This is a genomic window from Sinobaca sp. SA16-1, assembly GCF_059510515.1.
In genome coordinates this window covers 1-25223 of record NZ_JCAKFL010000006.1, presented here as the reverse complement: position 1 = coordinate 25223, position 25223 = coordinate 1, and the positions used below count along the sequence as shown (strand labels likewise).

The window sequence follows — 25223 nt, the reverse complement described above, 5'->3', positions numbered from 1 at the left end:
TAAAAGTTGTAATTACCTTTACGGTCGTTTTTTATTTTGCCTACACATTTACGAACGGAAACGGTATACTTTCCAGGAGGAATGGAAAAAGAGAGGGGATACCGATGGAACATCGTCACTATGCGTACATACGAGTCAGCAGCAAAGATCAAAATGAAGGACGACAAGTGCAAGCCATGAACGATAAAGGCATCCCCAAGCGGGATATTTTTATCGATAAAGTGAGTGGGAAAGATTTTCAAAGGGACCAGTACCAGCTCTTAAAGCGGATGCTACGAAAAGGAGATGTGCTCTATATTCATTCCCTGGATCGGTTTGGCCGGAATAAGGAAGAGATCGTGCAGGAATGGAATGCGATCACAAAAGAAATCCAAGCCGACATTGTCGTCCTGGATATGCCTTTACTCGATACGACCCAATATAAAGACAGCATGGGAACCTTTATTGCTGATCTTGTGCTGCAAATTCTCTCCTGGATGGCGCAGGAAGAACGAGATCGTATTCGAAAGCGCCAACGTGAAGGAATCGATATGGCTTTAAAACAGGGAAAGGCTTATGGAAGACCACAAGCGCAAGCAAGTGATGCTTTTTTAGAGGCGTACAAGGAATGGAAAGAAGGAAAGATCACCGCAGTAAAGGCCATGGAAAAAGCTGAGGTAAAAAAAACAACGTTTTATAAATTAGTAAAACAATTAGAAAGTTAAACTAGTTATCTGTTTCCTTATAGTATGCTATAGAAAAGAGGATTTTTAATGAATTACATATTTTATATTGCTTCTGCAGTTTCTATATTGATAGGGGTGATGTTACTCTTCTTTATACATGCATCAGAATGGGGGAGCATTTTTACTGTTATGGGCATTTTATTTTTAGGTCTGCATTTTTATTTCTCCCCGTCATTTAAAAAATATCGAATAGGGGGGATTATACTTATTGTAGGAGCATTATTGGCTCTATTTTCTCGTTTCATTATGTGAGAAGAGAGGTGATCTATTAAATAGTAATAGAAAGGAAGGATGATATTGAAGGATAAAAACGCCATTTTTCATGGATTAAGTTTTATATTGGGTATTTTTACTTTTGCTGTTCTTTTCGGTGTCGCAACTGTAGCAGATAATATAGTAATAGGGGTAGCGGCTGGGGCGACGATCAGCTTCTTTTTTCGGTTTACCGTGTATAAGCATTTTAAAGAAGAAGGTATGACCACATTTGACCAAAATTTTGATGGTACAAAGAATCCGATCGCCTATTTTGCCATTTTAACTATCCTGATGACAGGCTTTCTTTTTACCTTTGAAAGGTTATGGATGAGTATATTAATGGGAGGCGTCATTGCTGCCGTGTCTTTACTTATTATGTTAGGAGGCTACTTTTTCTCGATGAACCGACAAGGGTATCAATTAAAGAAGGGAAAGTGGATCGTTCAACCGGAAACAAAGGATTAGGTTAGTCTAACGAGAGGGAGCAACAAGTAAAAGAGAGGGAGATATCTATCCCATACATAAAACCACTTATAAACATATTGATTGGAGCATTGATCGGTTTCTTTTTGCTTTTAATATACAGTGAGCTTTTCTTAGATGGTATGGAATGGGAAAGTACTATCCAAAGAGGTCTTATTATTGTAACTTTCTTCTCTGTGGGATCCATCTTTTATACCTTTTTGAAAAGCAGAAAACCTGCCGAATAAGAAGATTTTATAAATGCAATGGTATGTACATAAAAAAAGAATGAATAAACAAACCGAGCATAATCTTTGTAGAGTATGCTCGGTTTTATTTGTTTTATAACGAGACTTTATCGGTTGTCTCAGCTAATGCTTCTCCTATAGAAAACGTTGTGTGTAAGACGTTCGCAATTGCTAATAACGTGGACACTTGCGGAACGGTAATGCCGGCTTCAATGCGACCGATCGTCGATTTTGGTTTCCCAATCGCATCAGCGAGCGCCTGTTGCGATAGCCCTTGTTGCTGTCGCTTGATTTTAATGGCTGCTGCCAGCGCTGCTTCTTTTTTAGTTGATCGATCTGGCAATTCATACTAAACTCTTAGCAATAGAAGATACTCTGTCAAAATAACGTTTACTACTCTCCTTATATCGAGAGTTATTCTGTTTTTAGTATATTATTTCACTAATCTATAATCACAAATCAAATGAATTGTCGTACGTCGAGATTAATAGCTTTATTAAGGTATATAAATTTCCACGAGTAAAAATCGTAGTGTTGGTTGATGACGGGCTAAAAGTTTCCCTTTAGAGAATAGGAAGGGGGGAATGATAATGGAGCATTTTCCTGATTGGGCCGTTTTTATAGGGAATGTTGGTTTTCCGATTGTCGTAGCCGGTTATTTACTGGTTCGGTTAGAAAAGAAGATAGAATCGCTTACAAAAGCGATCCAAGAAGTAGGCAGGTCAGTGGAAAGCGAAAAAGCGAATGTTTCAAAAATGTATTCTAACAAATAACAAGAACAAGCAGCTCTCTATTGAAAGAGAACTGCTTGTTTTTCTATAAAGTTACTCTTGTTCGTTGTTACAGAAACGTTGAATACGGTTAGCTGCTTTTTGTACATCAATCAGTGCATCATACAGCATGGCTTTTTCTTCTGCGGTTAAGGCTTCACTCGCTAGGATCTGTGAGATGGTGGAAGTGAGACCTCTAGAGTTACATAAGCATTGAAATATATCCCGGTTCATGTCTTTTCATCCTTTCTATGGGTAGCTATAAAGAGCGTCCTTTAGGATACCTGTTGTCTTTTGTCGTACCATTTGTTTTTAAACTCCCAAAACCCTGGGACAGTCGTTTCATCATAGGTGGTCACAATATGAAGGGTTTTTTCGATTAACATTTGTTCTAGATCCTCCTGGTTTTGATAATGGGTTTGTTGCAGCGCTTTTTTTATTTTCGGCTGGATCGTTTCGATAATGGCTGTCATATCACTCTCATTTCCTTGCTTTGCTCCGATAATCCACGTTTTCCACTCTTTCATATGTTCTCTCCTTTCTCTTTCTTTAGAATCTGATTTCTTAATTTCGTTAGAGCCTGTTGGTGAATGCGGGATACTCCTTGCTGTGTAATCGCAAGCTTTTCCGAAATGGCTCTTGTGTTTTCTTCTTTTCCATAGATAAAATAAAGCACTTCTTTTTGTCGATCGGTTAAGGTATCAAAGGCATAATAAAGCGTCTCATTAGCAATCTTCTCTTCTAAGGCTGTAGTAGGCCATTCAAAAATAGTATGAAATAAAGAAGCGTCTTGTTTGTCATAAGAGGAGATGAGCGTTTGATTTTCATCTGTAGAAATGGGTTGATCCAGTACCAATGGAAACAGTTCGTTTCTTTTTCGCCAGGTTTTATCATAATGAATAGCCTCCCAATGGATCGTTTTCGATAGATAATGAACTACTTTAACCCCGGTATAAAATGCTTGAAAGCTTTCGTCCAATCTTTTTGTCGCATGAGAGGAAGAAGAACATAAGGCATCAAGAAGTAAGGTAAGATGCTTTGACTCTTGAAAAAAGGCATGAACAATAGGGTCATTTAAAAAATGGCTGTGTTCTTGCTGAAATTGCTGGATCGCTAAACAAGGATGAGTTTTGAGAGTGTTCATAGATGTCCTCCTTTTCCCTTCTCTTTATAAAAGAGAAAAAAGAAAGAGAAAAACAACCAAAAACAGAACATTTGTTCGTTTTTTATTTTATTTCCTGTTTGGTTGTATAAAAGGAGCCATTCTCCCTTTAGAACATAGAAGCAGCAAAATCAACAAATAGAAGAAGCCTTTCTTCTTCAAGAAACGCTTTTTGCTGCTTACTATCTATTAGAGGAGAGAGATACCATGAGTTTAGATGATCGCATTATTACAGAAAGTTCCCCCAAGAGAAAGATTGAGACGCTTCAAAGAATGCTGATTCGGGCAAACCCCAGCTTACTAACCCAATATGAGGTAGACGGGATTTATGGATCGGAAACCGATCAGGCGGTGCGGGAGTATCAAGCGTTCGCAGGAATCACGCAGGATGGAATTGCGGGGCCCATTACCCTCAATGGCCTTCGGGATCTAGTTACGATTCGCTCCAGCTTTACCAATACTCGAGCGATTGAAATGCTTCAGGAAGATCTGATGTATTTTTATATTGAACTTCCTCAGTTTGGAGCCGACGGTGATTATGGCAATGAAACAGAAGCAGGTGTGGAACGATTCCAATCGCACAATGATCTTACGGTAGACGGCATTGCAGGTCCTAATACACTTCGGACAATGGATGAAGAACGAGAAACGATTTTGCTTGATTATGGAGCAAGAGGAAGTGCAGTTCGGAGAATCCAAGAGCAACTAAACGCACAAGAGAGCGTAGATATTTCATTGGAAGTGGGAGGATTTTACGGATCAATTACTCAAGAAGCTGTGAGACGTTTTCAAGAAGCAAACGAACAAAAAGAAGACGGTATTGTAGGACCGGTTACTATGAACCTTCTTGATTTAGATGCATTTCAATTGTCTACTTCTGAAGATTTAGAAGAGTATTTAGAAAACGAAGGTCGAGCAATGTCTATAACAGAATCAACGGAAACCGAAACAAATGAACTTTTGAGTATTTTGCAAAATAATACTGCTTTTGAGTCAGTTATACCCTCAAGCGCTGGTAGTATCGGAAATGCTGCTTCAGGAAAATATACGCAAAACCATGCTGATGGATTAGTAGAATCTTTTATATTTTCAGCGAATATGGATGGAGATTCTAGCGCTATTAATCTATTTGCTTCATTTGATAAAGAAAAAAACCTTCAAGTTTTTTCGTTTATTGAAATTGAAGCAGACTTATATGAAAGTCCAGCTAGTTTAAAAGTATACGATGTAAATGGTAATAATATTCAAGAAAAAAGTGATACTGTACTAGAATTGACTAATGCTGAATTAGACATTCAAAAAGAAATCACTGAATCATTACAAGGAGCTTCTACGTCTGGCCCATTACACGTTAGTCCATTTTTTCTAGATCATTTAGACGCATGTGAGTCTCCTGTTAGGTTTGGAGTTTCGGCAGCATGTGCAGCTCCATTTATAGCAGCTTCAAGTGGAACAGCCACGGTAGTTGGTCTCTTCGTAGGCGCTGGTTGTGGTGAGGTTCTTGGTCAACCTATTGCTGATGCCATTTGTAATTAGTGAATAATTAACCAGGATAATCTCCTAGAGATTATCCTGGTTAATATTTACGTTTAATTTCACTGATAAAGGAAATAGAAAAGGAGGAACTTATAATGAACTCTATTGTACTTGTTATTTTAATTTCTTTAATTGTTGGATGTTTCGGTAGTGTGTTGAGACTTATTTTAAATTTTTCAAGGAAAGAAATTTATCTAACTAAAGGATTGTATTCTGCTTTTATTCATTCTTTTCTTTTTGCAGCAATCATTCTTTTATTAGAAAAATGGATTTTGATATAGTGGTACAAGAAGGGAGAACTCATGGAGAGTAAAAAAGGCAAAAGCTCAATAAATATGCAATTGTTAAACGGATTTGTAGTGACTATTGGTATCCTTTTTTTATTTACACTAGTATATAATTTTTCGATGGAAGGATTTAATTGGCGTTTAACTATATTTATGGGTGCAGTTCTTATATGGGTGAGTTTCTGGCGAGCTTTAAGAAAGAAAAAAGAAATAAACAAAACATAAAAATATCATATAACTTAATTAATAGTTTTTTGTAGATAGAATCTTCTTTAACTTTGTTATAGTAAATAAAACCGAGCATAATAATCCTTGAAGATTATGCTCGGTTTTTCTTGTTTTACAAAGATACTTTATCATTCGTGTCAGATAGGGTTTCTCCGATAGAAAAAGACGTGTGTAATACATTCGCAATCGCTAATAACGTGGACACTTGGGGGACGGTGATGCCCGCTTCAATCCGACCGATCGTCGATTTCGGTTTTCCAATCGCATCGGCGAGCGCCTGCTGCGATAATCCTTGTTGTTGTCTCTTGGTTTTAATGGCTGCGGCCAGTGCTGCTTCTTGCTTTAATTGATCCATATGAGCTTTTCCTACTGCTTGTTCGTAGTTGTTAAATCCATTACTCATGAACGTTTCCTCCTTTATTCAACGGTTGCCATACTCTTCATACGCTTGTCCCGCGGGGACAATGTCCGGCCGTCGGATCGCTCCGTTGTATGTTTTATTAAAGGATGCAGCAATAATACATTTTGGCCCTCCTATACTCACGATAAATGCCATCGTTGGTCCACTTATTTTCTAGATAATCAATTTCTATGATAGCATATAGGCTATCAATGATTATGAAAACGTTATTAAGCTATTTATGAAAATACATGATAGAGCAGGTCTCTATCATGTATTATTTTTTGTATCACGCATGTGTAACGTTTATGGAAAATAATAATATAAAAATGTTACAATGAATATAGGAGGGGAAGTAGCATGAGGTTTTATCAGTTTTTACTAGACACCTACGGATACGACGAACCGATCTTTACCGATCAGGTCAAAGAAGACCTGCCCATGAATCCGAACACCCTGCGGCAGCAATTCAAGCGCCTGGCTGATAAGGGGCTGGTAGAGAAAGTCCAAAACGGTCTCTATTTTATTCCGAAGAAAAAACCGCTGTTCGGGACACCGGTTTTAAGTGTGGAACGAATGATCGAACGAAAGTTTTTAAAGCGACAAGAGAATGTAGAAGGCTATATCGCAGGCACCAACTTTGCGAACAGGCTTGGCTTAACGTCCCAAACGGCAGCTGTTGCGACGATCGCTACCAATCAGACGTCGTCGGTGCAACGGGAAGTGACCTTCTATACCAACAAAGTGATCGTGAAAAAGCCGAGAGTACGGATCACGAATGAAAATTATAAGCTGCTTCAGGTACTCGACCTGCTAAATGACTACGAGCGATACAGTGAAAAGTCCCTTTCCGAGGGCATGTCCCAACTAGTAGCGTATTTGGGTGGGGTTTCGTTCGAGGAAGAGACGTTGAAAACGTACATGGATGCCTATCCCGTCAAAACAAAACTAAAAGTATATGAATCGGGGTTATTTGATGCGATTACACGAAGACAAGGAGCTGTTCAATAGCCTTATCCAGTCCGCAGCCGTGGCTTTCGGTTTGAGAGACTTCCAGGTAGAAAAAGATTACTATGTGTCCCTGCTGCTTAAACAGTTAGTAGAGAGGAGGCCGTCGATTGTATTTAAAGGAGGCACCTCTCTATCCAAATGCTATGAGGTAATCAAGCGCTTTTCCGAGGATCTGGATGTTAGTGTCCTTTTAGAAAAAGGAACGACGAAACTCTCCAGAGGCCAAAAGAAGCAACTGAAAACGGATATAGTCGAGGTGATTGATCAGTTAGGTTTTGACTTACTGAATGTAGAGGAGATCCGGTCGGGACGCGAGTTTAATGAATATAAAATTGCCTATGAGAAATATTTTGCTGGTGATGCTCAAATGAGCCCGCATATCCTAGTGGAAACAAATGTGGCCTTTAAGCCCTTTCCCTTTGAACAGCGATCCGTCAGCAATTACATTACCCAATTCGTGATGGGAGCTGCTGGAGAAGAGGCGGAAAAGGAGCGTTTCTTCAAAGAGTATGACATGGCTCCATTTCTGGCTAACGTACAGTCGATTGATCGAACGTTTTTGGACAAGGTGTTTGCTATCTGTGATTATTATGAAAAAGAGGAAAGTACACGCTATTCTCGGCATTTATATGACCTACATAAAATATGGCACAGCAACTATTTAGACATTTCTACGTTAGAGACGATCTTGCCAGAAGTGATTGCGATTCGCCAAGAGGGGAAAGATACGGTATCCAGTCAACCGGGATATGCGTTAACCGAAACCCTGCAAAACATCATCGCTACGGCGTTCTACAAGCAAGATTACCATCGAAACACGAAAACATTTTTGGCTGAAGATGTGTCATACGAAGAGTCCATCAACAGTCTGGAAGCTATCATACAAAAAGGGTTTTTACCGAAAAGAATAGAATAAATCCTTCTAGGTTCTTCATCTTGTTCCTTTTCAACAGAAGATAGTGGGACAGGCAAAGGAGGTAAGGAGAAAACGAAGAACGAACGATGCATAGGGAGAAGAGATAAGGTGAAGGAGAAAACGTTACTGCTTCTAATCATTTGTACTATTCTTATGATAGTTAACTATGTGTGGAGTAATGTATACACGCTTGCTTTATTTGCTATAAGTATCATTGCTCTTATCCATTACATGCTATCGCTCAAAAAATCTAATCATTAATCATAGCTACACGGCTTTTATGAAGCTTTCATATACGAATATAAAAGACCTTCTAAACCGCTCACGGTTTAGAAGGTCTTAAAAGGGTCTCCATAACGAACTTTATCTCGAATTCGAATAGCAGCAAACGCGATCATTACAAGGCAGAATGGGACAACAAACGGCTCCGGCGTTTGAACAAAAAATAACTCCAGAAGAATCGCAAGAAAAGCCGTTACGAGAATACCTCCTTCTATCAGCCAAAATGTCATCATACTCCTCCTTTTACCATAAAATAAGAGACATCATCAAAAGGTATACTTTAACGGAAATATTGTTTTTATTCGGTGATATAATATTCTATTAACTATTTAGATAATGTTATAACTGAAAACCGTTTGGTATCGATCATGTTTTGATGTAGAAGAACTCCTCGGATCTTTGTTGCCTTCTTTAGTATCCATTTTCTTTTAGCATAAGAAGAGCTAAGAAGCGAAGAAAGAAAGGGGGATCAAAGGACTGACTATCTTTCATTATAAAGGAATCGATTGGTTTTATGCAGAGTAAAGCTCCTCTGCTAGTAATATGCCAAAAAGGCTTCTTATAGTAAGAAGAGAAGCTATTAACGGGAAGAAGTCAATAAACGCTTCGCTGCATTGTGTGCACTCTTATGAAATGGGTTGTGTTTTCGAAGCTCCGAAGAAAGATAAACAATGCGAATATCTTTGTGAAGATAGTGGGATTGTTTCTGTGAATATAACGCTATTAATTCGTTTTGGACTTTCTGAAGCTTAGGATGTTGGAAGTAGGCTTGTTTAGTTAGAAAATCTTCGATATTATGCACATCGCTATACAAGACAATGGAAGTACAGGCTCCCTCGTATTGATGGACATGTTTTAAAGCAAATAGAAGAGCATGAAGTTCCCCAAAAATATTTTTGTTGGCTACGTCGCGAGTAGGGTAAACGTATTTCACTTTGACTGTAACACTCGTATTTCGAACATAGGAGCAAGCCACAGCCATCGTAGAACTATTAGGTTGGGCGGAAGTATCACAGTAGACATGCAACGTGTCCTGGCTATAGTAATGCTGATACGTGAGCTGTTTGACAGCAGAGGAAACGACTTCCTCATACCCTTTCCAAAATTCGACCTGGCGAACGCCTTTAATGCCACCTTTTTCTTTCATCCTATCACCTCTGAGAGAAATAGATGCTACGATCTTCACCTGTTTTTCTAGTAAAGCTCTATCCTTCCTCTTGAAGCGTATCGATCGCCCATTTGTCTTCTGAATGTCCTAAGTGTTCTAACATCGGAAGAAGAATTGGAGCAATCCATCGTGTTACTTCCTCAATTTTGAGAGATACATTTTCTTCATCGCTTTTTTCTTCCATTCCCTTAAGGATACCTAACCCGAGCATTACCATACCGTACTTATATTTTTTCTCAATATGCTTTAGCGCTTCTGGTTTGCTCCATTTCAATTCTGTTTGGAAGTAGATGTTGTCCTTGTTTAGAATGAAGTCATATCCACTATCACCGTTATTTTCTACTCGTAAGGCGGAATGTTTCGTAAATCCATATTTTCCCCATTCTTCTTTTTCTACTTCAATGATATAAGGAAGAGCAAGTTTCGAAGGCTTTTCTCTTGACCCTTCACCTTCTTCATCAGCTTCTTTTTTTCGTCGGCCTTTTTCGTTTGGTGGTTGTTTCGATTGTTCTTTTTCAATAGTGATTTGGAACGGTTCAAGAAACGGCTCTGCAAGCGTATCATCGTTAACTTCTAAGACATACGTATAGGTTTCATTTATAGAGGCATAAAGTGGTAATTCCAAGTTTAAGGTTGCAATGCCGTTATGGAGATTGAGGCTGTAACTATAAACCGGTTGTCCTTCGAGAAGAAGAGTGGCTTTCCCAGGGTAGGTGTCTCGGTGAAAATAGGTATTTTCGACGTCTGTTTCAAAAGCAATTCGTGGACGAGTTCCTATAGGTGAACGCTTATGGTAAAGTTGATTTTTTTTCTGATGCCGTAGTTGGAAAAAGGTAGGATGTGTTTTTCCTTGGAAATGCGGTTTCTTTTCTCCTTTTTTCAAACGAAACGGATCAGGCAATCGATTTCCAGTAATAAAAAGGCTAGATAATGCAGGAGATTTTTGAAAGATATCTTCGAGCGCCTGAATAAAAGGTTCTTCATTTTTCGTTGTCTTCTCACTAGCTTCTCGACGTCGTTGCTCTCGAAGTTCTTTAAGAGTTGGATGTTCTTTTAAGAGATGAGCTAGTTCTTTAGTGATTTTTCTACTTAATTCATTATTACGTAACCGATCACGACTGTTCATGAATAAATCTTCACGCAGACGGGCGTCTAGATTACTGCAATCAACAAGTAATAATAGAGAATGAACCAAACTTCCCATACCAACTGATTTTCGTCCAAAAAAATCTTTCGATAAACTTCCGTGCGTTTGGCCATTAATGATAAAAAGTACACCTTCCTGTTTTTTATAATTAATTTCCTGTTTTTCTTTAAAGGCAACAATGGATAACAATAATTTTTGTCCGTAGATATGCAAAGTAGAGGAAAGAGGAAAGCCTTCTTCTAATGTTTTACTAGAAGCTTCTTCTAAGCGTACATTTAATCCTGAAAGCGTGGTTTCTTTAGTGTGGCCACCATACTCCCTTGTTTCATGAATACGTATCGGTAAAGCGATGGTCGGGATAAGCGTATTTAACCTATAATAAAGGTCGAGTGAGACCAGCGTGGCAAAACCGGGAATATTATATTCAAAGAGCTTGATAAAGGTACCATATGTCATCGCATCTACCAAGGCTTGATTTTTTGCAGGAAGTAGAGGAAGATCCTCTGCTTCAAAGCTTAAAATATGATTGTGAGGAGCTAGATACGTATAGACAGAGCTCCGTCGTCCTTTTGTCGGAGGTTCACGCCGTACGAGTGTAACAGCCCATAAGTGATCCGTTTTATCCTTAGGAAGGTCTGGGTGTCGCTTGGTAATAATTAATTGAAGGTTTTGCTTACCGCAAAATTGCAAAACACCAGAACCACCCATATTGAATTTTCCTTGTACAAAAGGAATTCTGAGTTTATTGGATTTGTTTAACGAAAGAATTGTGTCTGGGAGGCTGGCAGGTGTTTGTCCTTCGCCTAAATCAACGATTGAGTAATTTGGCTTTCTTTTGGTGCCAGTGGCAACAAAATGAATGTTTTGAGCGAGGCTGGTGCGTTGGGAGTCTGACAGGTTTGAAAGTTTCCCTTGAGGAATGTTAAAGAAAGAAGCTAGTGCCTGTTTGACGTTTGTAGGGGCTGTTGTAGAAGTAGGATCTACTCCATGAAGCATACATTTTTTCATCAAAACCGCATCCACCGAATTAATGAATTTTTCGACCAAAGCTGCATCTGGAGCGCTTTGTTGATTTCCAATAACAGCAAAATTATTTTCATTGTCTCCATAGTCTCGCCAGTGTTCACTGCTCCAAAGTTGATTATTTTTAAGAATAGCGACGATATCTCTTTCGGATTCAGCAGATGCAAGGGACATGGCTAGGTTTTTAACGTCTAACGGATTATTTAACGACAATGATAACCCCTCCCAATCAATAGAATAATTGGTACTAACGTTCTGGGTCCTTGACTGTCTGAAATTTCCTTTGTTAAATTATATAGCGCTTTCATAGATAAATCAATGAAAATTATAGGCCTACTACAAAATTAATGCAGGCCTATTACAATCTACGTCATAATTAAAATAATTATGTCTATAAGCGTACAAGTATACATGTCTACTTGTATACTTGTAGACATAAAGTTGAGTAACTAAACTTTTTCATAATGCCAGGTCGATGTGTTGCTTATTAAAGGAAAATCTATTTGGTGATGTGAATAGAAAGGTAGCAACATAAGAATTAGAAAATAATATGCATTCTAGAAGAGAGGTTTTATGATGGAAAATCCGAGGTTAAAAATGCCCAATCTAGGAACGTTAACAAATGCAGTATATATTCCAGCAATCAAATACAAAAGCGGAAACCGCATATGGTATGCAGCGACAATTCAATATAGTGTGTTGGGGAAATTTATTCAAACATCAGCTGTGAGACGAAAAAATCAAAAAGTAATTGGCAAAGATATACGTAACCGTTTTTTAGATCAGAAACATAAAAACGATATTGTGCAATATATAAAAGAAGAACCTGAATTTACTCTTTCGGCGATTACTTTAGTGTCCTATGAAGGATTAGACTTCCGTCCGTTTGTCATTGAAGGGCATGAGGAACAGTCTTTATCCGAAGCTCATGCAGTCATGGGGATGATAAATCTACCGATTGATTACGAATTTGAATGTTTAGACGGAAATCATCGTACTGCAGCGATTCGGGAGTTAGCTTACAATGAACCGGAGTTTATTGAGGGAAGTAGTATGCTGGTCAATATTGTTCATGAAGACCGTACGAAGAAAATACGCCAAGATTTTGTGGATGTGAACAAAAATGCTAAAAGTACTACATCTTCGATTAATACTTTATTTAATACGCGAGAAAAAGTATCAAACCTAGTAGTAGATCTAATTGAACAATCCTCTTGGCTGACGGAAACTACGGAAATGCTAGCCTCTAGTGTGTCCAAAAATTCCAAAGGGATTTACACGGTCAATAACATTCGAAACATGGTAATCGAATTGGCCGGCTATAACTCTCAAGCGACAAACCCCTCGACCAAAATTGCTCGAGCTATTGAAAAAAACGAACAGGTAGAGCAAGAGATTCGTTGCAGGGCGGAACGTTTCTTAATATTCCTGGTGGAAAATGAGTATTTTGCTCATGCGCTAAGTCATCCAGCAGACCTTCCAGATATACGAGCAAAGACCGTATTGTTAACAGGGACAGGGATTGTCGTGGCTGCTAGAGTTGCCGGATATATATTTGAATATTATTCTCAAGAAGAACAGGATTGGGAAGTTCAAAAGCTTTTTCAGACGATTGATTGGTCTAGGGAAGGGTCTGTATTCCAAGGCAAGGTGGTTGTTAATGGCAAAGTAACGAACTCAAGGGAATCGATTAATTCAGCCGTGGAAGCGATTAAAACTTTTTTAGGGTACGAATCAAACCCTATCAGTAAAACTTGATTTAGCAGCTCTTAAAATTTAGCTTTGCCATAAATAATGCATACAATTATTTTCTAATTTGATTTTATAAATTAGACTGTTTATTATTATATTACATTTAAAAAGTATGCCGCAGATACGGGTTCGAATCCCGTACTCCTCGCCACTTCAATAAACATTGCCCTAAGTAGCAATTATTGGATCATTGGTGTGTTAATAGCTAATATCCTATCAATCGCTATGGTGACTTTATGGGAGTCCCTCTCTAAATATGATAAGGAGATGATGGGAATGACAATGTTAACAATCTTTACTCTGCTAATAACCTTTGCGGCCTCCGAGGAGTTAGTTTAATTGGTAAAACGGTTAATATAGGAACCGGGGTTATTAGCAAACTATTATAAAAGAAATGTTTTATCATTATGGCTATCTCTTTTCAATGAGGTAGCCTTTTTATATTTAATCTATTTATTAGGAGGTTTTTTTTCTTTGATTTTAAAATGATTTTCTGTGTTCCAATTTTTTAAACTATTAGCAAATTGTTTTTTTGCTCTCACTCTGTTGTTCATGTGTGCATAAGTGTTTTCATTTTTGATAGCCTGATGACGCCAGTACCAATATTTAAATCTACCAACCCACCAAGGAAATAACATTTTTCCTGATTTCGCTAAAATTTCAAAATGTTTATTAGAATTTAAGGTAAGAACATTACCCGCTAAATATTGCTTACCAAAGAAATCTTTATATAAAACAACGTACTTTAACTTCTTTTGTTCGAGTTGATAATCATCAAAATTAATTATATATTCGTTAGTATCATCGGATTTAATTTCTCTACTAGGCTTCGAAATATAGTAATTATATTTAAAAGGTTTTATTTTTTCTCGCACCATAAGAAAAGAATCTGCACACGCCCCTCTTCCAGAATTTCTAACTTTGCATGATATTTCGTTCTTACTTTTGTCTTTTTCTCTAGTACCAGGTGTTTTAAAAGCAGAAACAATTAATCTTGGACTTTCATTGGCCATAAATTGTCGTTTTGCATTAATTGCTGTAATTAATGCAGCAAGAAACAAAAATATGCTAACCACATTTGTAATAGCATCGCTAGATAATAAATCCCTCAGTAAGTTTATAAAGGAAAATTCTATTTTCTCTCACTCCTTTTAATATTTTATAGGAAAAAGGAAAATACTTTTGAAACAATCGAAAAAAGTATGTAAACAAGCAGTTTTATAACGAATGTACCCTTATTAAAAGTATATTATTTCCAGCCGATATATTGAGTATAACACGCACTGGAGGTACTATATTATGCAAGCAGAGAAGCCGATGAAAAAGCCCATAAACATAGAAAGTTTAAAAGATTGGCAAGAATACGTGCTTAAAGTAACAGCCGGCATGGATAAAGAGCTGCTGAAGAAGATGACACATTAACGATCCTATATCCGCAGATCCTTATAACAACAGCGTCCATAGAAAACGAGCACTCCCCTGGATGGGAAGGAGTGCTTTTTACTATGGTTATTCATGTAAGAATATTCACTTTTAGATAAAAAATCCTTCTTTATAGGGAAATCATTTATAATTAGGAAGAGTCTTCCTTTTGTGTGGAAGTTGGTTACATGTTCGTGTTTCCATCTGTTAGTCCTACCATCGTTTAGTACATATAAAAAGACTCAATGAAAAAGGATGAGGGGTATGAAAGAAAAGAAACGAGCACCGTTAGATGTCGTTAAACAATTAGCGAGGGATAAACATGGCGCGATTTATACCATTGTTCAAGGCAATCTAGAAGGAAGCAGCGATACAAGCGAATATGCTGTGGTAACAGAAGAAGGCTTGTTTTTCTACAAATTATACGAAGGCTCCCTTACTCCGCTTACACAGGTCGAATGGCAAGATGTTCAATCAGGAACCGTTGATTTTTATGCCATGAAAACCGTATTAACGTTGAATCATCATACGTTTCGATTACAGGATCAAGGCAAAAACATTCATCAATATGCCCAGAAACGGACAGGCGTCGATATTTCTGTGGAAGAGAGAACATGGAAGCAAAAAATAGTAGGATACCGGTCCAGCACTCCTTGGAAAAAGACGGTGGCTTTTTTCGGTTACCTTTTCCTTGCTGCGTTCCTTCTTGCTTTATTGAGCCCCCTTACTGTTTTAGGGGTCACAAGCTTCATTGCAGTCGTAATCTTCGTTGTGGCTCTGATTGCCTTAATAAAAGGGAAATTAGAGATCTTTCACATTCCGAACCGCAAAATGGCGGCTTCTCTATTTGTGGCCTCTTTTATTCTTATCGGTGTGTTACCGACGACTGGAACTGAAAACGAAGAGCCAATCGCATTAGAAGCCGAAGAAGAGGCGGAAGCAGGGGAAGAACAGGAACAAGAAGCTGCAGTAAAAGAACAGAAGAAGGAAAACCATCCAGAAGACGAAGATAAAGAAAAGAACCAGGACAAGGAACAAAAGGAAGAACAAAAAGTAGTCGCTGATGAAAAAGAAAAGGCAAAAGAAGAAGAGAAAGTAGAAACTCAGGCGACGAAAGAAGCGAACAAAGAAAAAGCACAAGCGGAGGAAGAGAAGGAAGAGAAAGAGAAGGAAGAGAAAGAGAAGGAAGAGTCTACCTCCAATGCGACGGTGAGCAGAGTTATTGATGGAGATACAGTAGAAGTAACCATGGATGGAGAAACCAAAGACATCCGATTGTTATTGGTAGATACGCCTGAAACAAAGCACCCTCAAAAGCCTGTGGAACCATTCGGTCCGGAAGCCACGTCCTTTGTAGAAGACAAACTGCTAGGAGAAGAGGTACGGGTCCAGGTGGGATCGAAAGAAACAGATCGGTATGGCCGTACCTTGGCCTATGTCTTTCTAGGAGACGAAACGATTCAAGAAATGTTATTGGAAGAAGGATTAGCAGCTACAGCCTATCTATATAATGACCTAACGATGCTTGATGAGTTTCATGCAGCCCAACAAACCGCGATTGATGCGGGTATTGGGGTATGGTCGATCCCCGGCTATGCGCAGATCGATCAGGAAAATGGATTTCAATACGAGGAAGAAGAAAAAGCGGAACCAGCACCAAAATCAGAACCTGACCCAACCCCGACTGAAGAGAAAGTAGAAACACCTGCAGCAGAAACAGACGTCTATTATAAAAATTGTGATGCTGTGAGAGCTGCTGGGACTGCCCCTGTCCAAACAGGAGATCCTGGGTATGCGAAGCACTTAGATCGCGATGGAGATGGCACAGGATGTGAATAGTATTTTTAAAGGTCAAGGTACTTTATAGCTGCTATTCAAAATATTTATCTATAAATTGCGATTTTATAGATAAGAAAAGAGAGAAGATGCCTATTAAAGCAACTTCTCTCCTTTTTGTTTAATTTAATCTTAATTTTACTAAGTAAAATTTAAAGCTATGCTTGTAGATTTTGTTACGACACAATAAGTTAATTACGAGTTATAAAATTTAGATAATTTAAACCAAGGAGTATAATTTTTTTAGAAATACATTTGATGTATATAATTTATATGACTATATATTATGATCACTAATGAAGTTATACAGTTTTTCACTAAGATTTTTTGCTTCATCAGAGAGATCCTCGAAAGTTTTCATCTCTTTAATAGCTTTTTTACAAAATCCGATTTTATTTGAAATAGTTCCTGAAGATGAAGAATATTTTCCAAGACGTTTCTGATCCTTTAAAATAGTTTCTATAAAGTTACCTAAAAGCTCATCATTGTAAGTACATTGAGAAAATTCGTGTTTGAATTTCAATTCCGTTACTTCTACTTGTTCGTAATGAGCAATTACTTTTTTCAATATATTGCTTGAGAGAATATTTTCGATTTCTCTACAGTTCAAACAATAATAATTACTTTGAAGAGCTTCTGATAATTTTGAATGACGTTCTTCTTTTCTTTTACCATCTTTATCAGTAATTAGAAATAATGTTCCACAAACTCTACTTTCATTTATTGTACTAAAGACTTCTTCAGCTTCCTCGTCTTCGTCATCTAAAAATGACCAGTGGGTAATATTGTTACCGCTGTATTCTACAAAAGAATAATGTATGTCTTCTTTATACAGGGGTTGATCTTTTAAAGAATTTTGATATAAGTTTAAAAAATGTCTTATATAGTATCTGTCAGTAATACCTTCTACCCAAATTGTACAATTTGATAAAAACACTGCTGAATTTCTTACACCTAGCATTCTTAATATATTATCATCTTCATTGCTTACATTTTCAATCGTGAAAGTAGCATTTTTTTCTTGAGATTCAGCACTTTCTAATTCTTTGCTTAAAGAGAATATCGATATTTTTTCTAAGTCAATTGTCATATCTAGAAAGTGATTAGAATGAGTCGTTAAAAAGTATTGGTAGTCATTAAAATCTTTTCTTGTAATACTTTCTAAGAATTTTCTTTGCATTCCTGGATGTAAATACAATTCTGGTTCTTCGACAAAGTACAATAACTTTTCTCCCTTGTACTTAAATAAAGGAAAAGTTAAGATGATTAATGATTGAATACCATCTCCTAAATTATAAATTGGATACTCTTTTTCATCTCCAATTTTCACAAATAGTACATCTGATTTTAAATTAGGTATCAACGCCACTTCTTGACCTTCAAAAAAATTATCACCAATAAATTTCTGAAATTGAACTATTTTTTTCCTTTCTTCTAGCCTTCCTAATAATAAGTTTTTCACTTCATCATATAAATCGAGACCAGTAAAAATATCTAAATTATCTTCATTATGGAAATAATCTTTTTGAGTTCGTGTTAAATAATAGTTTTTGTTATTTTCAAATCCTCTTAATCCTCTTAAAGTGGGTATATATATTTTTTTGAAGTCTATTTTTTCTTCTTTTACAATATCTGAAATTTTATCTGTGTATTTATCAGTAATTTCATTGAATCTTTTTTGAATTGATTCATGATTAATGCTACCCATTATACGATAATCTTGTAATGTAGTGGTAGTAGGTTTTTTTTCAAAAATATTAATAGAATTCATTAATTTGTTAAATTCAGATAAATAGTTGTCCTGTACTGTTATATAAGGGTATGTAGATAGTTTTTGAATGGTATCATTGGTAATACCTCCATATCCTTCAAGACCAACTTCATTCAAAACAGAAGATAAATCTCTCTTTAATTCTTCATATGATTTATTAAGCTCTCTTAAATTGAAGTTTGCTGGCACAAATGAAAGTTCTTTTTCTTTAAACAATGATCTCAAAAGTCTGCTTTTTCCAGAATTATTAGTGCCTACTAATATATTTATTTTAGACATATTGCTCATTGTTGTTTCTACATTTTCAAGTACTTTATAGTTAGCAGATATAGTTTCATTCAAAAGTAATTCCTTAATATAATATCCCATTTAGCAACTCCTAAAATTTTTTAAATACTTAATTTAAAATCAATTTTTCATCTATAGACTTCGCATTTAGAAACTCGGGATGAAGTAATAAAATTTTAATGCACTCTTTTAGATAACCTAATGCTACATCTAAAACTAATGCTATATTACCTTTTGTATCTATGATCTTTCGTTTTTTTTCTAAATTGCTTTGCCCATGAACAATAGCAGACCTATAAGAATAAATTGCTTTCATATTATCAAATATATTTATTTTTAATTCGTTCAAAGAAGATTTTTGTAGCAAATAAGCCGCTCTAAGTGATAATTTATAGGTTATTTCTCCTTTATCATTGTCACCTAATAGAGATTCTAAACCAATCACTATATCAATAACTTTGTCACCTTCGTTATGACGATAAAAGCTATTCTCTAACCTAGAACAAGCTAACATAATTTTTTTGTTTGTATTTTGAGATAGTTTTAAGAAAAAAACTTTTATTATGTCCAAATTTTTTTCTGTTATTAAAGGAAAATCTTTTTTATTCCAGTAATAATTATCAAACTCAATTGGATAAGCTTTTATTATAGTCCCACTTAAATACATTAAATCTGCATGGTAATTTTCTACCCAGTTTAAAGGAGAAAATATTATTTGTGTGTAACCAATTGAAATGTCTTTATTAATTCTTAATATATTAAAAAAATAATTTATGTTATCTATTAAATTAGTAGGTAAACTATCAAAAACTGAATTATATGACCATATATTTTCATTTTGAATTGAATGCCCTTTAATTTTTAATGCATGCGTTGCTGCCATTAAAACAGGATCAGGTATATTTTCGGAGTATGCTACAATTTCTGCCCTGGATTTTTGAAAAGCATTGCTCATCCTAACTACAGAAATAGAGTCTGAAATTTTATATTCTTCAAATTCAAAGTTAGTGAATAAAATTGGGATATAAATATCCACAGGTAACTTTGGCTGTAATATTCTATTTGCTAAGGGTTGATAGATTTCTGAAAATTGAGATTTATTTAATTTATTTTCTTCGCCAAATTTATGAATAGATCTACTAATTAGATTTAAAATATGTGAATGTATCATTATATTTGTTAAGTTTATGTTGGATTCAATCTTTCTAGGGGGCCCAAAAGTTTTTTCATAGTTAGGACATTTTAAAAGCAACTCTTTTAATTTTATATATTCTGATATATTCATCAAATCTATTTTATTATTATCTAATTCTGAATTGATTTTGAAGTATTTTTCATAATCGATAATTTTATCGTATCCATATGGACTCTTATAAACACTGGGAAATCCATTATCTTTGTAAGAAATTTGAGGGTAATTGATATAACCTCTGAAGAAAGTATCATTTTCATTTCGCTTAGCCTCTAGAACTTTTTCTATACCAATTTTCACGGTTTTGAAAGCATGGTCAAAAATTATTTGATTATTCACAAATTTACTCCTATATCTATTTTTTCTCAAGATAAAGATAGACGTTATTCATAAAATAGATGCAATAACGCCTATTTTTTAAATAAATAATTCATTACATTCCTGGTTATTTTGTAAAAGGATAAACATATATTCAATTTTCTTCAATATATTTAAGTGTTTTATGTAGTTCCTTTGAGTTTTTTGGGATCCATATCTTGTTTACGTCTTTTAATAAGCTTGTTTGACTTACAGTAATTTCTTCTTCGTAATGTTCTTTGAAAAAAAGGGTTAATAAATTAATAATAATTTTACCACTAAAATAATTTTCAAGAAAATCCATATATTTAACTTCTTCTAAAAAGGGTTCGGTTTCATTTATTAACTTTTCTTGATCAATTCCTACAGCATTTAATTCAGTATTGATATAGTGCGATAGTCGTTCTTTAAAATTCATACTTCCGTAATCCCTGCGTTTAAAAATAGTTTCATATTTTGGTTTACAAAGTGAAATTAGAGTTTTCAGTTGTTCTTCATTTAATTGTAACTTTGTTTTTTTATGAAAGTGCAATTCTCTAAAAACTTTCAAATGAGCTATTATTAGCAAAGTGTCTTTAATTATAGCCAAGTTACTCCTCAATTGTTTATATCTTTCAGGAGTATGGCAATCAAAATATTGACTAAATAACATTTTTAAAAGTGGTGGATCGAAAATATGGTTTTCTAATTCGTAATAAGAATAGTATAAAATGTGCGGATCTTGTTCATTAGTACCGATAATAAAATCATAATCTTTATCTAAAAGACAATATAGATATTTAAAATATGAATTATATTTTTTATAACTGCTTATAACATTTTTTTTACCTCCTGTTTTCTCTTCGTAATCTTCTGCTAATATTGGTCTAAAAGGATACTCTTTACTTTCATAGTAGTAGTAACTTCGTATCACCTTTAAATCATCTTCTCCTTCTAATAAAAGCAGTTTTTCTTCTTCTTCTGTAACATCAAAAAAATTAATCTCGCTATAAATTGCACCTATATCCTCTATAAAAGAAGCTCCTAATTTAATTTCTAATTCATTCATCTACTTCACCTAATTGAACGATATTGTTTGAGTATTTTCTGTTTGCTATATAAGGAGAGTGGGTAGCTATTATTAGTTTTAAGTCTTCTTTTTTGCCTAATTGGCTTAATAACATTTTTTGCCATCTAATATGTAGTGACAACTCCGGCTCATCAATAATCGTTAGAGGCTTAAATTTTTCGGATTGAATAGCCAATCTAGTATATGATAACAATGTAAGTATTTGTTTTTCACCAGTTGATAATTGAGAGAACTTTAGAGGAGAACCATTTTTAAATAAAAGAACTTTGGAATCATTGTTTATATCAATTGTTATTTTTCCTTTAAAAAATAAATCAACACTATCTTTTAATAATGTATAAGGTAGTAAAAAATCATCTTGATCTTTTTTAAACGAGAGATACATTTTAGATAGTTCATCGACAAAGGTATTCTCATGGCTAGAATATTTTAAAAATGAATTTAAAGTTTTAAGTTCATTTCTTAATTCTTTTTCATTGATTTTGTTTGTGTTTTTATCAATTTGGTTAGAATTATTAAGCTCCTCCATATCTTTTTTCACTTTTCTTTTTTGGTCATAATAAGTTTGTACACTATTTTCTTCAATTTCAATATTAAGCATTTTTGCCAATTCAATTAAATTATCAGGGGCTGATTCGTCTACATGAGAAGGAAGTTCAAATGCACGATTTAATCTCTTTTTTCTTGAAGTGGATTTTTTTAGATCAGTATTATCAGTAACGCTTTGGATGACTTTTTTAACAAACTCATTTAACAAATTTTCTAGACCTTTTGATTTGAATTTATTTAGTTTTTCCGAAAATTCTCTAAAAATTTCTTCTATACCTTGGTTGCCTACTCCTATAACTCTTCTATCATTACCTAAAGAACTAGACTCTCTCAAGTTTTCTAAATCGGAATTTTTATAATAAACATTTCTAGCATGAAACCCTCTATTGTTTGAATTTATGTAATTTTCTAGATCAAAATCTATTCTTCTGTATGTAGGGAAGTAAAGTAAAGATAATCTAATTTCTCTAATGAAATACCAGTCTGCGTTATTCAATAAAATTTCATCTATACTTTCCATTATAAAAGGATAAAAGTTATCTTTTGATTTACCATAATAACCTTCAGAGTTAATTTCTTCATACACTATAGTTTCTAGAGTGGTGTCTCTACCTACTTGAATATGCATGTTTTTTTTCGGACCATTAAACTGGTATTTTACTTTTATATAGTTTTCTTGGTTTTTAAATATTTTGATAGTGTCTAAATTATATTTGTTATCATCAAATTGAATGGTACAGTTAATAAATTTTTGATTTAAAAACCAATCAAATTCAGCATTTAAAGAATAATAAATATAATTTATTATTGTTGTTTTCCCAGAGCCATTATCTCCAGTTAAAATGTATGGACTTTTTGTAATATCTAAAGAGATTGGTTGTTTATTATTAAATAACCCTTCTATTTCTATTTTTTTAATCAAATTATGCCTCCATTAATATTTAATTACAATTAACCATAATTATACCATTTTTTATTATAATCTCGTTCCATGAATTTTTATAACCTCTATAAATTAGATGAACTTCTGTTTATTAAAAAATAAAATTAGAAGAATTCACTTTAAGTCCTGCATGTTCCGCATAGTTCCGTCTTCTCAACAAGTACCGCTCCGTCGTGCGAATCGACGCATGCCCCAACAAGTCCCGAACCGATGCCAGGTCCGCGCCGTGTTCCAACATGTAATGGGTCGTGTAGTGCCGGCACGTGTGCGGCGTGATCGGATCGCGGCGGTGCTGCACGAACGGAAACGGCGCGGTGGCCATGAGCTTGCTAAATCGGTCCCCGAGGTAGTTCACGTGGTAATGGCCGCCATTTCGCTTTGGAAACAGGGCGGTGTCGCCGCTGAAATCGGCAATCGGTTGCTGGCGATCGGCCCGAAAGCTTTTTAATATGGCTAGCACGTCCGGAAACAGAAATACCGGCCGGCGTTTGTCGCCTTTGCCCGTGACTTCGAGGAAAAAGGCCTGCTCCGGGGAACGCCAGCTGAGGTCCGCCCACTTCGCGGTGGCTAGCTCTTCAATCCGCATGCCGGTACTCGACAACAGGGCCAACAGCGTATACGCGAATAAATCTTTCTCCCGGAAGTAGCCCAAGAGCTGCTGCACTTCATGCTCATGCAGGTCCCGATCGACGATTTCCTGGGACGGCTGCGCGACGGGGGCCATTTTCGTCGTTAAATCACTCGGTAACATGCTTTCCCGGTATAAAAATCGCAAAAACTGCTTGATGACCGTGCTGTGACGCGCCAGGGTGGAGGCTTTATACCCTTTGTTCCGTTCGAGATGCAGCTGATACGCATACACGCGCTGGGAGGTAATGCTTCGTAATCCTCCATAGGTTTGAACATACTGCACAAACGGTCGCAGTGTCTCCAGGTATTTTCGTTTCGTCCGGTCGGTGCGACGGGTTCGCAGCGTCGTGTGTTGGTGCACATATATATATAGAAGAAACTCGTCCGGAATCGTCTCCCACTCGACCCCTTCGAACCCGTCCGAAGAAATGTGTCGATAGAGATCTTCCTGGATAAACGAGGTGGGCTCGTCGAGCGACAAGATGATAGATGACTCATTCGATGAAGCAAGTAAGGAGGGTTTCATCATAATTCCTCTTTTCTTATAATTTCACAAACCATAATGAAAAAATAAACCAAATGCACACTCAGAGTGTTGCTTCGTGGAAAACATCTACCATTTCTTCATTTTAGGCCAAAACCTAAGGAAAGGCAACATTTCCTTAGGTTTTTTTGAGATTGTTTTCGTTCGGTCAAAAAGACAAATGTCTCCTTCCTTTTATGGAGAATTTATGTTTTTTAACTATGTATGGTACATGAAATTTTATATGCTGGTTATCCTTATACGCACTGTCTTGTTCTTCCAATATTTTCTTGGTAAGGTAATCTATATAGACGCTATATTTTTATTCATTACAATAGGAGGAACTATGCAAAAAAAGCAAAGTAATCATCCAACTATTCCGACGAAAAATTTGTTCTTGTATAGTGCCTTGTTTATTGCACTATTTTGTTTGATTAATGTCTTCAATTTATTCCCCGGTATCATTACCGTCGAAGAAGCAAATGGACAAACAATAATTGAAAAAGGGATGCTTTTCACCAACACTTATCAATTTAATGTAGAACATATAAGTACCTCTGATGAATTACGTTTGGCTATGATTCAGTATGATATAAACACCTTACACAACGTATTGTTAGGTTATACTATCCTCATTCCTTCTATAGTATTGCTATTAGGGGAATATAAAAAACTATCTTTTTTAAACATACGTTCTAAAACATGCCAAAAAATTATTATCACTATTAGCGTCATAATGATTACAGTTTTATCCATCGTTTACGTACGAAAATTGAATGAAATTACAACCAGTATCAATGCCCTACTATAAGCAGGAGGAATCTTATGCGTAGTACGTTCCGTATAATCACAATCGTTATTTGGAGGCCCCGGTAGGAGCATGCCAAACCGAGTATTAGGGAGACTAGATCCAGCGGGGAGAAAATGGGAATACGGATGTAAAAAGGTGAGAAGAACATACTATTCCTTATACGATCGAAGGGGACTAAGTGTATATATCAGAAGAGGCATGAAGGGATAAGAAGGCCTATTGTTCTTGAGAAAAAGGTTCTCTCGTTCGCCTTGATTTCCCATAAAGCACCTTTTTGTCGTGCGCTTGTCTCCAATAGAAGCGTTTAGACCAGAAAGAAGGAGAAACAGAGTGACAGATTCGCCCGCAAACGAAACGAAAGGCACCTTTATCCGTTCACATGAAGATAAAACGCTCTGAAGCCGTTTCTCTGCACGAAAACAGACCCCTATATACGAAAGGGGTCTGTTTTCGTTATTTT

The 25223-nt window shown here is 35.9% G+C and carries 27 protein-coding genes; 12 read left to right on the top strand and 15 right to left on the bottom strand.

The genetic code is table 11. The features are described from left to right. Positions 1-104 precede the first annotated feature (104 nt). Positions 105-704 carry a recombinase family protein gene (locus tag AC5W2J_RS16255; RefSeq protein WP_496060520.1) on the top strand — a complete coding sequence of 200 codons (600 nt, stop codon included), beginning with the start codon at positions 105-107 and terminating at the stop codon, positions 702-704. 312 nt (positions 705-1016) lie between these two features. Beyond that, positions 1017-1445 (top strand): hypothetical protein, encoded by a 429-nt coding sequence (locus AC5W2J_RS16250; protein ID WP_496060519.1) that lies wholly within the window; start codon positions 1017-1019, stop codon positions 1443-1445. Positions 1446-1784: 339 nt separating this feature from the next. On the opposite strand, the gene AC5W2J_RS16245 is transcribed toward AC5W2J_RS16250, so the two are convergent. Then, complete coding sequence (locus AC5W2J_RS16245; RefSeq protein WP_496060518.1) at positions 1785-2033, bottom strand: helix-turn-helix transcriptional regulator; 249 nt, start codon at positions 2031-2033, stop codon at positions 1785-1787. A gap of 247 nt (positions 2034-2280) precedes the next feature. On the opposite strand from AC5W2J_RS16245, the gene AC5W2J_RS16240 reads away from it, so the two are divergent. Then, the gene (locus tag AC5W2J_RS16240; RefSeq protein WP_496060517.1) at positions 2281-2463 is read left to right on the top strand and encodes a YvrJ family protein; all 183 of its coding nucleotides are present in this window, start codon (positions 2281-2283) and stop codon (positions 2461-2463) included. Positions 2464-2514: 51 nt separating this feature from the next. On the opposite strand, the gene AC5W2J_RS16235 is transcribed toward AC5W2J_RS16240, so the two are convergent. From AC5W2J_RS16235 to AC5W2J_RS16225, 3 genes are read right to left on the bottom strand one after another with little or no spacing between them, the layout of a single operon-like run. After that, entirely contained in the window at positions 2515-2694 is a 180-nt protein-coding gene (locus tag AC5W2J_RS16235) for a hypothetical protein (protein ID WP_496060516.1), read from the bottom strand. Positions 2695-2735: 41 nt separating this feature from the next. Further along, complete coding sequence (locus AC5W2J_RS16230; RefSeq protein ID WP_496060515.1) at positions 2736-2987, bottom strand: hypothetical protein; 252 nt, start codon at positions 2985-2987, stop codon at positions 2736-2738. Next, positions 2984-3604: a sigma-70 family RNA polymerase sigma factor gene (locus AC5W2J_RS16225; RefSeq protein ID WP_496060514.1), complete on the bottom strand. Its 621-nt coding sequence runs from the start codon at positions 3602-3604 to the stop codon at positions 2984-2986. Before AC5W2J_RS16225 ends, AC5W2J_RS16230 begins: the two co-directional genes overlap by 4 nt. Positions 3605-3829: 225 nt before the next feature. On the opposite strand from AC5W2J_RS16225, the gene AC5W2J_RS16220 reads away from it, so the two are divergent. From AC5W2J_RS16220 to AC5W2J_RS16210, 3 genes are all read left to right on the top strand, one after another. Continuing rightward, positions 3830-5158 (top strand): peptidoglycan-binding domain-containing protein, encoded by a 1329-nt coding sequence (locus AC5W2J_RS16220; RefSeq protein WP_496060513.1) that lies wholly within the window; start codon positions 3830-3832, stop codon positions 5156-5158. 95 nt (positions 5159-5253) lie between these two features. Further along, complete coding sequence (locus AC5W2J_RS16215; protein ID WP_496060512.1) at positions 5254-5439, top strand: hypothetical protein; 186 nt, start codon at positions 5254-5256, stop codon at positions 5437-5439. A gap of 21 nt (positions 5440-5460) precedes the next feature. Next, the gene (locus AC5W2J_RS16210) at positions 5461-5670 is read left to right on the top strand and encodes a hypothetical protein (RefSeq protein WP_496060511.1); all 210 of its coding nucleotides are present in this window, start codon (positions 5461-5463) and stop codon (positions 5668-5670) included. A gap of 115 nt (positions 5671-5785) precedes the next feature. Here AC5W2J_RS16210 and AC5W2J_RS16205 read toward each other — a convergent pair whose 3' ends face one another. Both AC5W2J_RS16205 and AC5W2J_RS16200 read right to left on the bottom strand, forming a co-directional pair. Continuing rightward, a complete protein-coding gene (locus AC5W2J_RS16205) occupies positions 5786-6076 on the bottom strand; it encodes a helix-turn-helix domain-containing protein (protein ID WP_496060510.1) in 291 nt (96 codons plus the stop codon). 18 nt (positions 6077-6094) lie between these two features. Next, complete coding sequence (locus AC5W2J_RS16200) at positions 6095-6229, bottom strand: hypothetical protein (protein WP_496060509.1); 135 nt, start codon at positions 6227-6229, stop codon at positions 6095-6097. 204 nt (positions 6230-6433) lie between these two features. On the opposite strand from AC5W2J_RS16200, the gene AC5W2J_RS16195 reads away from it, so the two are divergent. Together AC5W2J_RS16195 and AC5W2J_RS16190 are read left to right on the top strand one after the other, a co-directional pair. Continuing rightward, a complete protein-coding gene (locus AC5W2J_RS16195) occupies positions 6434-7084 on the top strand; it encodes a hypothetical protein (protein ID WP_496060508.1) in 651 nt (216 codons plus the stop codon). A gap of 19 nt (positions 7085-7103) precedes the next feature. Then, on the top strand, positions 7104-8000 hold the full coding sequence (locus tag AC5W2J_RS16190) for a nucleotidyl transferase AbiEii/AbiGii toxin family protein (RefSeq protein ID WP_496060507.1): 897 nt from the start codon (positions 7104-7106) through the stop codon (positions 7998-8000). A gap of 329 nt (positions 8001-8329) precedes the next feature. On the opposite strand, the gene AC5W2J_RS16185 is transcribed toward AC5W2J_RS16190, so the two are convergent. From AC5W2J_RS16185 to AC5W2J_RS16175, 3 genes are all read right to left on the bottom strand, one after another. Continuing rightward, positions 8330-8512 carry a hypothetical protein gene (locus tag AC5W2J_RS16185; RefSeq protein WP_496060506.1) on the bottom strand — a complete coding sequence of 61 codons (183 nt, stop codon included), beginning with the start codon at positions 8510-8512 and terminating at the stop codon, positions 8330-8332. 350 nt (positions 8513-8862) lie between these two features. Beyond that, complete coding sequence (locus AC5W2J_RS16180) at positions 8863-9429, bottom strand: hypothetical protein (protein ID WP_496060505.1); 567 nt, start codon at positions 9427-9429, stop codon at positions 8863-8865. A 58-nt stretch (positions 9430-9487) separates the two neighbouring features. Beyond that, entirely contained in the window at positions 9488-11833 is a 2346-nt protein-coding gene (locus AC5W2J_RS16175) for a hypothetical protein (protein ID WP_496060504.1), read from the bottom strand. A 360-nt stretch (positions 11834-12193) separates the two neighbouring features. On the opposite strand from AC5W2J_RS16175, the gene AC5W2J_RS16170 reads away from it, so the two are divergent. After that, positions 12194-13378: a DNA sulfur modification protein DndB gene (locus AC5W2J_RS16170; protein WP_496060503.1), complete on the top strand. Its 1185-nt coding sequence runs from the start codon at positions 12194-12196 to the stop codon at positions 13376-13378. Between the two features lie 443 nt (positions 13379-13821). On the opposite strand, the gene AC5W2J_RS16165 is transcribed toward AC5W2J_RS16170, so the two are convergent. After that, positions 13822-14385 carry a hypothetical protein gene (locus AC5W2J_RS16165; RefSeq protein ID WP_496060502.1) on the bottom strand — a complete coding sequence of 188 codons (564 nt, stop codon included), beginning with the start codon at positions 14383-14385 and terminating at the stop codon, positions 13822-13824. A gap of 286 nt (positions 14386-14671) precedes the next feature. Between AC5W2J_RS16165 and AC5W2J_RS16160 the strand changes: the two genes are divergently transcribed. Continuing rightward, positions 14672-14794 carry a hypothetical protein gene (locus tag AC5W2J_RS16160; protein ID WP_496060501.1) on the top strand — a complete coding sequence of 41 codons (123 nt, stop codon included), beginning with the start codon at positions 14672-14674 and terminating at the stop codon, positions 14792-14794. A 264-nt stretch (positions 14795-15058) separates the two neighbouring features. Further along, positions 15059-16633 carry a thermonuclease family protein gene (locus tag AC5W2J_RS16155; RefSeq protein WP_496060500.1) on the top strand — a complete coding sequence of 525 codons (1575 nt, stop codon included), beginning with the start codon at positions 15059-15061 and terminating at the stop codon, positions 16631-16633. Positions 16634-16907: 274 nt separating this feature from the next. Here the strand turns inward: AC5W2J_RS16155 and AC5W2J_RS16150 are convergent, their stop codons facing one another. The 5 genes from AC5W2J_RS16150 to AC5W2J_RS16130 form a co-directional block, all read right to left on the bottom strand. Beyond that, complete coding sequence (locus tag AC5W2J_RS16150) at positions 16908-18770, bottom strand: AAA family ATPase (RefSeq protein ID WP_496060499.1); 1863 nt, start codon at positions 18768-18770, stop codon at positions 16908-16910. A 28-nt stretch (positions 18771-18798) separates the two neighbouring features. Continuing rightward, entirely contained in the window at positions 18799-20220 is a 1422-nt protein-coding gene (locus tag AC5W2J_RS16145; protein ID WP_496060498.1) for a hypothetical protein, read from the bottom strand. Between the two features lie 133 nt (positions 20221-20353). Beyond that, a complete protein-coding gene (locus tag AC5W2J_RS16140; RefSeq protein ID WP_496060497.1) occupies positions 20354-21286 on the bottom strand; it encodes a hypothetical protein in 933 nt (310 codons plus the stop codon). After that, a complete protein-coding gene (locus AC5W2J_RS16135; RefSeq protein WP_496060496.1) occupies positions 21279-22778 on the bottom strand; it encodes an AAA family ATPase in 1500 nt (499 codons plus the stop codon). The genes AC5W2J_RS16140 and AC5W2J_RS16135 overlap by 8 nt, the downstream gene beginning before the upstream one ends. Before the next feature lie 112 nt (positions 22779-22890). After that, positions 22891-23955, bottom strand: coding sequence for a tyrosine-type recombinase/integrase (locus AC5W2J_RS16130; protein WP_496060495.1), 1065 nt, complete (start codon positions 23953-23955; stop codon positions 22891-22893). Positions 23956-24298: 343 nt separating this feature from the next. Between AC5W2J_RS16130 and AC5W2J_RS16125 the strand changes: the two genes are divergently transcribed. Beyond that, positions 24299-24763, top strand: coding sequence for a hypothetical protein (locus AC5W2J_RS16125; protein ID WP_496060494.1), 465 nt, complete (start codon positions 24299-24301; stop codon positions 24761-24763). The last annotated feature ends 460 nt before the right edge of the window (positions 24764-25223 follow it).